At 73.1% G+C, this 12,836-nt stretch carries 11 protein-coding genes; 7 read left to right on the top strand and 4 right to left on the bottom strand.

Annotated elements, in window-relative coordinates; all coding sequences use genetic code 11:
- Nucleotides 1-185 precede the first annotated feature (185 nt).
- Nucleotides 186-1,439 (top strand): ammonium transporter, encoded by a 1,254-nt coding sequence (locus tag ABT369_RS21725; protein ID WP_350614334.1) that lies wholly within the window; start codon nt 186-188, stop codon nt 1,437-1,439.
- A gap of 25 nt (nt 1,440-1,464) precedes the next feature.
- On the opposite strand, the gene ABT369_RS21720 is transcribed toward ABT369_RS21725, so the two are convergent.
- Nucleotides 1,465-3,171: an IlvD/Edd family dehydratase gene (locus ABT369_RS21720; protein ID WP_350614333.1), complete on the bottom strand. Its 1,707-nt coding sequence runs from the start codon at nt 3,169-3,171 to the stop codon at nt 1,465-1,467.
- Nucleotides 3,172-3,193: 22 nt separating this feature from the next.
- On the opposite strand from ABT369_RS21720, the gene ABT369_RS21715 reads away from it, so the two are divergent.
- Together ABT369_RS21715 and ABT369_RS21710 are read left to right on the top strand one after the other, a co-directional pair.
- A complete protein-coding gene (locus tag ABT369_RS21715) occupies nt 3,194-4,069 on the top strand; it encodes an SMP-30/gluconolactonase/LRE family protein (RefSeq protein ID WP_350614331.1) in 876 nt (291 codons plus the stop codon).
- Complete coding sequence (locus tag ABT369_RS21710; protein ID WP_350614329.1) at nt 4,057-5,064, top strand: zinc-dependent alcohol dehydrogenase; 1,008 nt, start codon at nt 4,057-4,059, stop codon at nt 5,062-5,064. The genes ABT369_RS21715 and ABT369_RS21710 overlap by 13 nt, the downstream gene beginning before the upstream one ends.
- Here the strand turns inward: ABT369_RS21710 and ABT369_RS21705 are convergent.
- Genes ABT369_RS21705 through ABT369_RS21695 form a run of 3 tightly spaced genes read right to left on the bottom strand, consistent with a single transcriptional unit; the run spans nt 5,048 to nt 8,204 of the window.
- Nucleotides 5,048-5,662, bottom strand: coding sequence for an SGNH/GDSL hydrolase family protein (locus ABT369_RS21705; RefSeq protein WP_350614328.1), 615 nt, complete (start codon nt 5,660-5,662; stop codon nt 5,048-5,050). The two genes, ABT369_RS21710 and ABT369_RS21705, sit on opposite strands and share 17 nt — an antisense overlap.
- Nucleotides 5,659-6,960, bottom strand: a complete 1,302-nt coding sequence (gene hisD, locus ABT369_RS21700; RefSeq protein ID WP_350614326.1) for a histidinol dehydrogenase — start codon at nt 6,958-6,960, stop codon at nt 5,659-5,661. The genes ABT369_RS21705 and hisD overlap by 4 nt, the downstream gene beginning before the upstream one ends.
- On the bottom strand, nt 6,960-8,204 hold the full coding sequence (locus ABT369_RS21695) for an aspartate aminotransferase family protein (protein WP_350614324.1): 1,245 nt from the start codon (nt 8,202-8,204) through the stop codon (nt 6,960-6,962). Before ABT369_RS21695 ends, hisD begins: the two co-directional genes overlap by 1 nt.
- Before the next feature lie 215 nt (nt 8,205-8,419).
- Between ABT369_RS21695 and ABT369_RS21690 the strand changes: the two genes are divergently transcribed.
- Genes ABT369_RS21690 through ABT369_RS21675 form a run of 4 tightly spaced genes read left to right on the top strand, consistent with a single transcriptional unit; the run spans nt 8,420 to nt 12,799 of the window.
- Nucleotides 8,420-9,421, top strand: a complete 1,002-nt coding sequence (locus tag ABT369_RS21690) for a Gfo/Idh/MocA family protein (RefSeq protein WP_350614322.1) — start codon at nt 8,420-8,422, stop codon at nt 9,419-9,421.
- Nucleotides 9,418-10,320, top strand: coding sequence for a Gfo/Idh/MocA family protein (locus ABT369_RS21685; RefSeq protein ID WP_350614321.1), 903 nt, complete (start codon nt 9,418-9,420; stop codon nt 10,318-10,320). Before ABT369_RS21690 ends, ABT369_RS21685 begins: the two co-directional genes overlap by 4 nt.
- Nucleotides 10,307-11,152 (top strand): fumarylacetoacetate hydrolase family protein, encoded by an 846-nt coding sequence (locus ABT369_RS21680; RefSeq protein ID WP_350614319.1) that lies wholly within the window; start codon nt 10,307-10,309, stop codon nt 11,150-11,152. Before ABT369_RS21685 ends, ABT369_RS21680 begins: the two co-directional genes overlap by 14 nt.
- A 51-nt stretch (nt 11,153-11,203) precedes the next feature.
- Nucleotides 11,204-12,799, top strand: coding sequence for an ABC transporter substrate-binding protein (locus tag ABT369_RS21675; protein WP_350614317.1), 1,596 nt, complete (start codon nt 11,204-11,206; stop codon nt 12,797-12,799).
- Nucleotides 12,800-12,836 lie beyond the last annotated feature (37 nt).

Raw genomic sequence — 12,836 nt, 5'->3', positions numbered from 1 at the left:
CCCAATGATCACGCTCCGTGCTTGCAGGGGTGCGGAGCGTCTATCGGTGGCCATCCTTCCCCCTTCCCGCATGACGAGCACGTAACTGATCTGCGACATAGGTAACACCTCGGAAACTTGTGCGAGTTCCCAGCGAAACGCTCGCCGGGCACGCTGACGCGGCCGTCGAAGATCGAGGGGGACACATGCCGGAGGGGTTCAGCGCGGGTGACACCGCCTGGCTGCTGGTCAGCGCCGCCCTGGTGCTGCTCATGGTGCCGGGCCTGGCGCTGTTCTACGGCGGGATGGTGCGGGTGAAGAGCGCGCTGAACATGCTCATGATGTCCTTCGCCTGCCTGGCCGTCGTCACCGTCGTGTGGGTGCTGGCCGGCTACTCCCTCGCGTTCGGCCCGGACGTCGGCGGGCTGATCGGCTCGCTGCGCCACGCCGGGATGGCGGGCGTCGGGATGCACGACCTCACGGGCACGGTACCGACCCCCGCCTTCGCTTCCTTCCAGCTCATGTTCGCCGTCATCACCGCGGCCCTGCTCTCCGGCGCCATCGCCGACCGGGCCCGGTTCGGCGCCTGGATCGGCTTCGTGGCCGTGTGGGTGCTCGTCGTCTACGTGCCCATCGCACACTGGGTCTTCGGCGGTGGCTGGATCGCCACCCACCTGCACATCCTCGACCTGGCCGGCGGCACGGTGGTCGAGGTGAACTCGGGCGCCTCCGGCCTCGCGCTCGCCCTGGTGCTCGGCCCGCGGCTGGGCTTCCGGTCCGACCCGATGCGCCCGCACAGCCTGCCCCTCGTGGTGCTCGGCGCCGGGCTGCTGTGGTTCGGCTGGTTCGGCTTCAACGCCGGCTCCGCGCTGACCGCGGGCGGGGCGGCCTCGATGGCGTTTCTCAACACCCAGGTCGCCGGGGCGGCCGCGGTCTGCGGCTGGCTGCTCGTCGAGCGGTTCCGCGACGGGCACCCGACCACGCTCGGCGCGGCCTCGGGCGCGGTGGCCGGGCTCGTCGCGATCACCCCGTCGTGCGGGTCGGTGAACCCGTTCGGGGCGCTCGCCATCGGCGCGGTCGCCGGGGTCGCCTGCGCCTACGCGGTCGGGCTCAAGTACCGCCTCGGCTACGACGACTCGCTCGACGTGGCCGGCGTGCACGGCGTCGGCGGGCTCATCGGCACGCTGCTCATCGGGCTGCTGGCGACCGCGGCGGTCACCGGCGGCCCGAACGGGCTGTTCTACGGCGGCGGGGTGGACCTGCTGGGGCGCCAGGCGCTCGCGGTGCTCGTCGTGGCCGTGTACGCGTTCGGCGTGACGTGGCTCGTGGCCAAGGGCGTCGACCGGCTGGTCGGCTTCCGGGTCGCGGCCGAGGACGAGCACGCGGGGCTGGACCTGGTGACGCACGCCGAGAGCGCGTACGAGATGCACGCCACGGGACTGACGGGCCACATGCGATAGCCGGCGCCGGGCCGCGCCGCGGGGTTCAGTGGGACTCGCGGGCGACCCGGTCGCCGCTCGCGCCGGCCAGGAAGTCCAGGTCCGCGCCGGTGTCGGCCTGGAGCACGGTGTCGACGTACAGGCGCTCCCAGCCCCGCCGCGGCTGGGCCAGGGCGGCCAGGAACTGCGGTGACGGCTCCCGCGCGTCGAGGTCGGCCTCGCAGTGCAGCGTGCGCGCCTCGACGTCCAGGACGATCATGTCGCCGGTGCGGACCAGGGCCAGGGGGCCGCCCGCGGCCGCCTCGGGGGCGACGTGCAGCACGACGGTGCCGTACGCCGTGCCGCTCATCCGCCCGTCGCACACCCGCACCATGTCCCGCACGCCCAGGGCCAGCAGCTTCGCCGGGATCGGGGTGTTCGAGACCTCCGGCATGCCCGGGTAGCCCTTCGGCCCGCAGCCGCGCAGCACGATCACCGAGTCGGCGGTGACGTCCAGGCCGGGGTCGTCGAGGCGGGCGTGCAGGTCCTCGACCGAGTCGAACACGACCGCCGGGCCGCGGTGGCGCAGCAGGTGCGGGGAGGCGGCGGCCGGCTTGATCACGGCGCCGCCGGGGGCGAGGTTGCCCCGCAGGACGGCGATGCCGGCGGCCGGGCGCAGCGGCTGCGCGCGCGGGCGGATCACCTCGCGGTCCCAGATCGCCGCCTCGGTCAGCGCCGCGAGCAGGGGCCGGCCGGTCACCGTCAGCGCCGCCGGGTCGAGCAGGTCGGACACCTCGGCGAGCACGGCGTGCAGGCCGCCCGCCCGGTGCAGGTCCTCCATGAGGAAACGGCCCGCCGGTTGCAGGTCCACCAGCAGCGGTACCGCCGCGCCGACCCGGTCGAAGTCGTCCAGGGTGAGCTCGACGCCCGCGCGGCCGGCGATGGCGAGCAGGTGCACGACGGCGTTGGTGGACCCGCCCAGGGCGGCCAGGGCGACGATCGCGTTCTCGAAGGACGCCTTGGTCAGCACGGTGCTCGGCCGGCGCTCCCGGTCCACCAGTTCGACGGCGAGGACGCCGGTCGCGTGGGCGGCGGCGAGCAGGCGGCTGTCGGCGGCCGGGATGCCGGCGATGCCGGGCAGCGTCATGCCGAGGACCTCGGCGAGCAGCCCCATCGTCGAGGCCGTGCCCATCGTGTTGCAGTGGCCCCGGCTGCGGATCATCGACGACTCGGAGTCCAGGAACGCGCGCTCGGACAGCGTGCCGGCCCGCACCTCCTCCGACAGCTTCCACACGTCGGTGCCGCAGCCCAGCGGTACCCCGCGGAACGTGCCCGTGAGCATCGGCCCGCCCGGCACCACCACCGCCGGCAGGTCGACCGAGCACGCCGCCATGAGCAGCGCCGGGATGGTCTTGTCGCAGCCGCCGAGCAGCACCACGCCGTCGATCGGGTTGGCCCGCAGCATCTCCTCGGTCGCCATCGCGGCCAGGTTGCGCCACAGCATCGCCGTCGGCCGGACCTGCGTCTCGCCGAGGGACATCACTGGCAGGTCGAGCGGGATGCCCCCGGCCTCGTAGACGCCGTTGGCCACGCTGCGGGCGACCTCGTCCAGGTGCGCGTTGCAGGGGGTCAGGTCGCTGGCGGTGTTGGCGATCGCGATGTGCGGGCGGCCGTCGAACGCGTCGCCGGGCAGGCCGCGGCGCATCCAGGCGCGGTGGATGTAGGCGTTGCGGTCGTCGCCGGCGTACCACTGCGCGCTGCGTCGTGCGGGCATCCTCCGAGGCTACTATCCGGAGATGGAGTTCAGCGCCACCCCGGCTTCGGCGGATTCCTATGCGCTCGGCGAGGGGCCCGTGTGGGACGCGGCCCGCTCCCGGCTGCTGTGGGTCGACATCCTGGCCAACACCGTGCACGAGGGCTTCCTCGAGGACGGCGTGCGGACCGGGCGCTCCTGGACCTTCGACGACACCGTCGGGGCGGTCGCCGTGGCCGGGGACGGCTCGCTGCTCGTCGCCGAGCGGCACACCCTGACCGCCGTCGCCCTGGACGGCACCCGCTCGACGGTCGCCCGGGTGCTGCCCGAGGAGCGCGACAGCCGGCTGAACGACGGAGCCGTGGACCCGGCGGGCCGCTTCCTCGTCGGCAGCCTGGCCCAGGACGACCGTCGCGGCGAGGAGGTCCTGGTGCGGCTCGACGACACGGGCGTGACGGTGCTCGACGCCGATCTCGACCTGTCCAACGGGCTGGCCTGGAGCCCGTCGGGCGAGCTGTTCTACAGCGTCGACACGCTGCCCGGGGTCGTGCACGTGCGCGACTACGACGTGGCCACCGGCGCCGTGGGGGAGCGCCGCGACCTGCTCACGATCGCGGACGGGCACCCCGACGGCATGTGCGTGGACGCGGACGGCAACCTGTGGATCGCGGTCTGGGGCGGCGCCCGGGTCGAGTGCCGCTCCCCGGCGGGCGCGCTGCTCGCCGTGGTGGCGGTCCCCGCGCCGAACGCGTCGAGCGTCGCCTTCGCGGGCGACGTCCTCGTGATCACCACCGCGGCGCGGGGCATGCCGCGGGAGCGCCGGGCGGAGTTCCCGGACGCGGGCCGCCTGTTCACCGCGTCCGTGGGAGCGCGGGGCCTGCCGACGCCGATGTGGGTGCCGCCGGCGTGCGCGCGCTAGTCCTCACCGGCCCGCGCGCGGCCGAGGTCCGCACGGTCCCCGACCCGGTGCCCGGCCCCGGCCAGGTGCTCGTCGACGTGGAGCGGGCCGGGATCTGCGGCACCGACGTCGAGCTCTTCACCGGCGAGCTGAGCTATCTGCAGACCGGGATCACGACGTACCCGGTGCGCCCCGGCCACGAGTGGTGCGGCACCGTGACGGCGCTCGGCCCCGGCACCGACCCGGGATGGCTGGGCGCCCGCGTCACGGGCGACACGATGATCGGCTGCGGACAATGTACGCGCTGCCGCTCGGGCCGCCACCATGTGTGCGCGGACCGCGACGAGGTCGGCATCCGCGGCGCCGTCCCCGGGGCCCTGGCCGAGCGCCTGACCGTCCCGGCGCACACCCTGCACCGGCTGCCCGGGTCGCTGGACGCCACCCTCGGCGCCCTGGTCGAGCCGGGCGGCAACGCCCTGCGCAGCGTCGAAGCGGCGCGGCTGCGGCCCGGCGAGCGCCTGCTGGTCCTCGGCACCGGCACGATCGGCCTGCTGGCGGCGTTGTTCGCGCGCGCCCGGGGCGTCGAGGTCCACCTGCTGGGCCGCGAGCCCCATCAGATCGCCCTGGCCCGCTCCCTCGGATTCGACAGCCACCGGACGACCGACCGGACGTGGGACGCGGTCATCGACGCCACGAACGACCCGGGCGCCCCGAGCCTCGCCCTGGACCTGGTCGAGCCGGGCCGCCGGATCGTCTACATCGGGCTGTCGGGCGTGCCGAGCACCGTGGACACGCGGGAGATCGCGCTCAAGGACGTGACGGTCGTCGGCATCCTGGGCGCCTCGGCCGGGCTGCCGGGCGCGATCGCCGCCTTCGCGGACGGCTCCGTCGACCCGCGCCCGCTCGTCGGCGCGACCATCGCCCTCGACGCGGTGGCCGAGGCCCTGGCCGGCCGCCGTCCCGCGACGGCCGGGCCGGGCCCGAAGCTGCTCGTCGACCCTACTTCGACTCGATGACGTCGAGGAAGGCCAGGGCCAGGGCCGTGTGACCCTCCAGGCCTGGGTGCACCCGGTCCGGGGCCCACGCCTCGGCGCCGCGGTGCTCGAGCAGCCCGTCGAACATGGCCTGCGTGTCCACCAGCAGCGCGCCGAAGTCGGCGGCGATGCGCCGGGCCACGGCCGCGTAGCGGTCGCTCTGGGCGCGCTGCGCGTCAGTCGGGTCCGGCTCGATGAAGTAGGGCGTGCCGACGATGAGCCGGCAGTCCAGCTCGGAGAGCAGGCCGCGCAGGGTCGACTCGTACTCGTCGATCGGCACGGCCTCGTGCGGGCGGTCGCCGAAGGCGCGCCACACGTCGTTGATGCCGATCATCACGGACAGCCAGTCCGGGCGCTCGGCCACCGCGTCGCGCGCCCAGCGGGCCCGCAGGTGCCGGACGGTGTCGCCCGAGACGCCCCGGTTCAGCCAGGTCAGGCCGGTCCCGGGGTGGCGGGCGGTGACCAGGGCGCGGAGCAGGTTGACGTAGCCGTCGCCGTAGGGGGCCAGCGGGCCGGTCCGCCCGCAGTCGGTGATGCTGTCGCCGATGAACAGGACCCGCTGGCCGTCGTCGAAGATCATGCGGAGAAGATACCGGGTGGGGCCCAGGGCAGGGGATCGCCGGCGTACTTCGCCGCACGCACGTCGCCCGAGCGCGCGTGGCCCTCGAACAGCTCGACGCGGGCCGCGCGGCCGCACAGACGGCCCAGTTCGGCGCTCGAATCCGGTGAAAGCACCTCCTGGTACGTCACCGTCTTGAGGTATTTGCCGACCCACAGGCCGCCGGTGTACCGCGCCGCGCCCCGCGTCGGCAGGGTGTGGTTGGTGCCGATGACCTTGTCGCCGTAGGAGACGCAGGTGGCCTCGCCGAGGAAGAGCGCGCCGTAGTCGTGCATGAGCGTCAGGGCGCGGCGCGGCTCGGCGGTGAGGACCTGCACGTGCTCGGCCGCGAACCCGTCGGCCACCGCGAAGGCCTCGTCGGTCGTGCCGGTCACGATGACCTGCCCGTGGTCGCGCCACGCGGGGCCGGCGTAGTCGTTCGTCGCCAGGCCCGGCAGCAGCGCCTCGACGTGGGCCAGGGCCTCGCGGGCGACCCGCTCCGACGAGCAGACCAGGATGGCGGGGGAGTCCGGCCCGTGCTCGGCCTGGCTGAGCATGTCGACGGCGACGATGAACGGGTCGGCGGTGTCGTCGGCGACGATGAGGATCTCGGTCGGGCCGGCGAAGAGGTCGATGCCGACGCGGCCGAAGAGCTGCCGCTTGGCCTCGGCGACGTAGGCGTTGCCCGGCCCGGCCAGCAGGTCCACCTTCGCGATCGACGGCGTGCCCACGGCCAGCGCCGCGACCGCCTGCACGCCGCCGAGCAGGTAGATCTCGTCGGCGCCGGCCAGGTGCATCGCGGCGACCGTCGCCGCCGGGATCTCGCCGCGGATCGGCGGGGTGCACGCGGCCACCCGGGGCACGCCCGCCACCTTGGCCGTCACGACCGTCATGTGCGCGGAGGCGACGAGCGGGTAGCGGCCGCCGGGGACGTAGGCGCCCGCCGCGGACACGGGGATGGAGCGCTGCCCGAGGTACACCCCGGGCATGGTCTCGACCTCGAAGTCCCGCAGCGACTCGAGCTGCCGGCGGGCGAAGTCGCCGACGTTGCGCTGCACGGTGCGGATGTCGTCGAGGACCTGCGCGTCGACGCCGGCCACGATCCGCTCGATCTCCTCCGGGGCGAGCCGGAAGCTGGGCGGGGACCAGTGGTCGAACTTCTCGGAGTACTCCCGCACGGCCTCGTCGCCGCGCGCCTGCACGTCGGCGATGACCGTGGCGACGGTCTCGGCGACGTCCGGCGCCTGCTTCGCGAGACCGGAGGGGCCCTTGAGGATCATCAGGCCTCCAGCAGCGGGCGCAGGGAGGCGAGGACCTCGCGGGCGGCCTCGAGGGTCAGGTCGATTTCCTGCGCCGTGTGCGAACCGCTCACGTGGTTGCGCTTGAGGGCCATCGGCAGCATGAGGAACCCGCGCTCGGTCATGCCGCGGTGGAAGGCGACGTAGGCGGCGTCGTTGTTGCGCATGAGATCGCGGTACCCGAGGATCGGGGCCTTGGCGAAGTACAGCGCGAACACCCCGCCGAAGCCCGCCACCGTGGCCTCGATGCCGAACTCGGCGACGATGGCGGCGAGACCGTCGCGCATCCGGGCGCCCAGCGCGTGGGTGCGGGTGTAGAAGTCCGGGTTGTCGCGCAGGTAGCCGATGGTGGCCAGGGCGGCGGCGCAGGCGGCCGGGTTGCCGTTGAACGTGCCCGCCATGAGCACGTCGCCGCCGCGGCCGTTGAAGCGCTCCATGAGGTCCCGGCGGCCGGCGACGCCGCCGATCGGGAAGCCGTTGGCCATGCCCTTGCCGAACGTCGTCACGTCCGGGGTGACCCCGACGACCTGCTGGTAGCCGCCGAGCGCGTGCCGGAAGCCGGTGATCACCTCGTCGAAGATGAGCAGGGCGCCCCGGTCGCGGGTCAGCGTGCGCAGGCCCTCGACGAACTGCTGGGTGGGCAGCAGCGCGCCGACGTTGTGCGGGATCGGCTCGAGGATGACCGCGGCGATGCGCCCGGGGTGGGCGTCGAAGAGCCCGGCGACGGAGTCGAGGTCGTTGAACTCGGCGATGAGCGTGGCGTCGATGTTCTGGTCCAGGATGCCGCGCGAGAGCGGGTCGCGGCCGTAGGCCTTGTCCGGGGCCGAGATGACGTTGCGGGCGACGGCGTCGGTCCAGCCGTGGAAGCCGCCCTGGAACTTGATGATGAGGTCGCGCTCGGTGACCGCCCGGGACAGGCGGATCGCCTGGGCGGTCGCCTCCGAGCCGCTCATCGTCGCGATCATCGACTCGGCGGACGGGATGATCTCGACGATCCGCTCCGCGAGCTCGACCTCGCCCTCGGTCACGCCGAGCCCGGTGAGGTCGACGCCGCCGAGGGCGGCCCGGACGGCGTCGTTGACGACCGAGTGGTTGTGGCCGAGGAGGATCGCGCCGAAGGCGGCGTGGTAGTCGAGGTAGCGCCGGCCGTCGGCGTCGGTCACGTAGGCGCCGTCGGCGGCGGCGAAGGAGTACGGCTCGCCGATGTAGCGGGTCGAGGAGTTCACGCCGCCGGGGATGACTCGGGCCGCCCGCTCCGCGATCGCTTGTCCGAGTGGGGAGTCCCGTCGTTGTGCAGAGGGCATGCCGGGGACGCTAGAGCACCGCGCGACAACATGGCAAGACGTTCCATGTTTGACGAGTGGACCTTGACAGCACTTCGCGGCCGACCCACGATGGTGCGACATGAAACCACGTTCCAAACGAACCGCCGGGAGGTCTGGTGGCGAGTGACGGGATCGGCATCCTGCTGGTCGGCGCCGGGTTCATCGCCGACGCGCACAGCGCCGCCGTGGCCGTGACGCCGGGCGCCCGCATCGCCGGGATCGTCGACGTCGACCCCGGCCGCGCCGCCGCGTTCGCCCGCTCGCAGGGCGGCATCCCGCACGCGAGCGACCTGGCCCAGGCGCTGGCCTGGCCGGACATCGACGCGGCGATCGTGTGCACGCCCAACTTCACGCACGCCGAGATCGGTGCCGCGGTCGCCGGCGCCGGCAAACACCTGCTCATCGAGAAGCCCCTGACCACCACGGTGGCAGACGCGCGGGCACTGCAGGCCGCGTTCGCCGGAAAAGGCCTGGTCCTCGCGGCCGCCCACACGCACCGCGCCTACGACTACGGCCGCGCGGTCAAGGCGGCGGTGGCCGGGATCGGCGAGCCGTTCCTGGTGCGCCTGGCCATCCTGGGCGGCTGGATCTGGCCCGACTGGAGCGCCTGGGTCGCCGACCCGGCCAGGTCCGGCGGGCACGCCCTGCACAACGGCGTGCACCTGCTCGACCTGGCGACCTGGTGGCTGGACGCCCGGCCGGTCGCCGTGAGCGCCCGCGGCCACAAGCAGACCGCCGCGGACCTGGGCATCTACGACTACCTGGAGATGGTGGTGGACTACGCGAACGGGGCCACCGCGGTGTGCGAGATGAGCCGGGCGCACCGGCCGGGCTCGTTCAACCAGCGCGAGCTGTTCGTCGCGGGCACGGGGGGTGCCGTCCGGCAGGACTGGGACGGCGAGGCCGCGGTGCTCTACGCCGAGAACGGCCCGGCCCTCGTGCCGGCCGCCGGGGGCAATGGATTCGCGCTGCAGCTGCGGGCCTGGCTCGACAGCATCGGGGGCGCGGCGCCGCTCATGCCCGTGGAGGACGCGGTGCTCGCGGTCGCCATGGGCGTCGCCGCGGAGCGGTCCATCGCCACCGGCGAGCGCGTGACCCTCGACGAGGTGCTCGCATGATCCGCGTGCGGCTGCTCGGCGAGGCCGGGATCGGGACCCAGAACCACCAGCGCGACATGTACCGTCCCGCGTTCGAGCGGCACCCCGGGTTCACCGTCGTCGGCGACGACGAGGAGGCCGACGCCGTCAGTGTGGCGCTGCCGCTGCCGGAGCGGGCCGCGGCCATCGAGCGCGAGATCCGGGCCGGCCGCCACGTGCTGGCCGACAAGCCCCTGGCCGCCACGGCCGCCGAGTGCGAGCGCCTGGCCACGCTGGCCGAGGAGCACAACGTCGTGGTCGTCCCGGCCCATCATCAACGGCTGGGCGGCGCCCTGCGCTCGGCGAAGGCCGCGATCCGGGCCGGCCGGGTCGGGCTGCCGTGGAACGTCCAGTGCGACTTCATCGTGGCCGGCGGCGACTTCGCCGGTGACTCGGGGGCCGGCGGGGAGCTGCTCAACCTCGGGCTGTACCCCATCGACATCGTCTGCGACCTGCTCGGCCTCGCGGTGACGAAGGTCCGCGCGACGGGCGGCCCGCTCGGCACCCTCCAGCTCAATACCCTCCAGCTCGACCACGAGCACGGCGTGACCAGCACCATCGTGGTGGGCCGGGTGCCGCAGGTGCACGGCATCGCCCCCGCGGGCCTGCTCCTGCACCGCTACCGCGTCAGCGGCTCCCACGGCGTGCTCGTCATCGACGCCACGCGCCCGGCGCTGGAGGTTCGCACCGCACGGGAAGCGACCCGGGCGTGGATCGGGCCCGGCACCGTCGACACGCTGCTCGACGTGTTCGCGGCGGGCATCCGCACGGGCCGGGCCGAGCTGGGCCCGCGCGACGCGGTCCGCGCGCAGCGGATCGTCGAGGCGGCGCAACAGTCCATCAACGAGGGCCGGGGAGTGCAACTCGATGCGATTCGTTAGCTACGAGCGCGACGGAGCGGTCCGCCACGGCCGCCTGGTGGACGACGAGACGATCGCCGAGCTCGGCGACGGCGACCTGCTGGCGTTCATCGCCGACGGCATGTCCACAGTGGATGGTGCGAGCGTCGCGCTGCGCGACGTCCGGCTCCTGGCGCCGCTCCAGCGCCCCGGGAAGCTCCTGGCCGCCGCGGCCAACTACCAGGACCACGTCACCGAGACCGGCGGCGAGCCCCTGGACAAGAGCCGGCTGTCGCCGCGGCTGTTCCTCAAGCCCCCCACCTCGATCGTCGGCCCCGGCGCGGTCATCCCGCTGCCGGACGTGAGCCACGAGATCGACTGGGAGGCCGAGCTGGCGGTGGTGATCGGCCGGACCGCCCGCAACGTGACGGCCGAGCAGGCCCTCGACTACGTGGCCGGCTACATGGCCTCCAACGACGTGTCCGCGCGCAGCATGGACTACGGCTTCGAGCGCGACACCGACGACAAGGCCGTCTGGTTCTTCGACTGGCTCGCCGGCAAGTGGTGCGACGGCTTCGCCCCGCTCGGCCCGTGGCTGCTCAGCGCCGGCGCGACCGGCGACCCCCAGGCGATCCCGGTGCGCCTCGACGTCAACGGCGTCACGAAGCAGCACGGCTCGACCAAGGACATGATCTTCACGGTGGCCGAGCTGATCGCCCACGCGTCGCGGCTGATGACCCTGGAACCCGGTGACGTCATCCTCACCGGCACCCCCTCCGGCGTCGGGGCCGCCACCGGTGAATACCTCACGGCCGGCGACGAGATGACCGTCGACCTCGGCCCGCTGGGAACACTGCGCAACACGGTGGCCTGAGGCCGCGCCCAACCCTCGCACGTGCCAACCCCCCGATACAAAGAGGTGCCCATGAAACGGGTGTTCCTTGCCGGTGCCGCCGCGGTGGCGTTGCTCGCCGTCGCCGCCTGCACCGGCCCGAAGCCGGACACGACCTCCACACCGGGCAAGTCGTCGCTCAACGTGTACCTCTACCAGGAGCCGGCCGGCGTCTTCAGCCCCCTGGCCCCGCTCAACGGCGCCGACTCGCAGGTGATGTCCTTCGTCTACGAGGGCCTGCTCGCCGTCGACCCGGACTACAAGCTCCAGCCGCGCCTGGCCGAGAGCTACGACGTGTCGCCCGACGCGACCACCTTCACGTTCCACCTGCGCAAGGGCCTCAAGTGGAGCGACGGGCAGCCCTTCACCTCCAAGGACGTGCTCTTCACCTACAACCTGCTGGCCAACCCGAAGTCGACCAGCGCCACCGCGGGCAGCTACAGCGGCGTCGCCGGCGTCGCCGACTTCACCTCCGGCAAGAGCCCGGCGATCTCGGGCTTCTCGGCGCCCGACGACAACACGTTCGTCATCAAGGCCGCCGCGGCCAACTTCGGGCTGATGGCCGTCATCGGCAACCCGTGGATCCTGCCCGAGCACATCCTCGGCAAGGACGCCCCCGACGCCGTGGCCAAGAACGAGTTCTTCCGCAAGCCGACGGTCGGCATGGGCCCCTACACCTTCGTCGAGTACAAGACGAACCAGTACGTCCACGTCACCGCGAACCCGAACTACCGCAACCCGGCGAAGATCAAGGACGTCTACCTCAAGCCGATGACGTCCGACGTCGCCACCGCTCAGCTCGGCAACGGCGGCATCGACATCGCCTCCTTCTCGCCGACCGACGCGGCCACCGTCGCCGGCTTCGGCGGGGTCACCACGCAGGAGAAGCCCGGCGCCGGCTTCGTGCGCATCGCGCTCAACCAGTCCAAGCCCTACTTCCAGGACGCCCGCGTCCGCCAGGCATTGCTCTACGCCGTGGACCGCCAGCAGATCGTCAAGACGGTCCTCATGGGCAAGGGCGAGGTGCGGCTGTCCAACTTCGCCAAGGCCAACGAGCCGTCCGGCCTCAACGACTACGCCAAGAACGTCGAGAAGGCCAAGCAGCTGCTCGCCGAGGCCGGCTGGGACCCGAACCGCACGGTGAACCTGCAGTGGGTGCACGGCCAGCGCGACCGCGACGCCACCGCGACCATCGTGCAGAGCGAGCTGGCGGCTGTCGGGGTCAAGGTGAACCTGGTGAACATCCAGGCGGCCCAGATCGCCGGCACCTACAAGGACAAGTCCTACGACATGACGCTCTACGGCGGCGGCAACTACGCCGTGGACTCCTCGTCGATCAACGTCATCACCGCGTGCGCGCAGCAGTATCCTGCCGGTGGCAACATCAACTTCTTCTGCGACCAGAAGCTCGACGGGCTGATGACGCAGGCGAACCAGACCGTGGACGCCGGCGCGCGCAAGGCCCTCTACGACCAGGCCGCGAGCGAGGAGAACGCGCAGGCCGACCTCATGTGGCTGTACAACCCCTATGGCCTGTGGGGCGTGAGCAAGAAGGTCCAGGGCTTCCGGGCCCCCGGCTCGCAGGACGCGAACTTCTGGGACCCGGCGAGCTGGAGCATCACCGGCTGACGGCCGTGGCCGGGCGGGGGCACGCGCGCCCGCCCGG

Origin of the sequence: Dactylosporangium sp. NPDC000244, from assembly GCF_040300725.1 — a bacterium.
In the GTDB taxonomy this organism is placed as follows: Bacteria; Actinomycetota; Actinomycetes; order Mycobacteriales; family Micromonosporaceae; genus Dactylosporangium.
The sequence above is the reverse complement of the archived record's forward strand: the minus strand, read 5'-3'. Positions and strand labels throughout refer to the sequence as shown.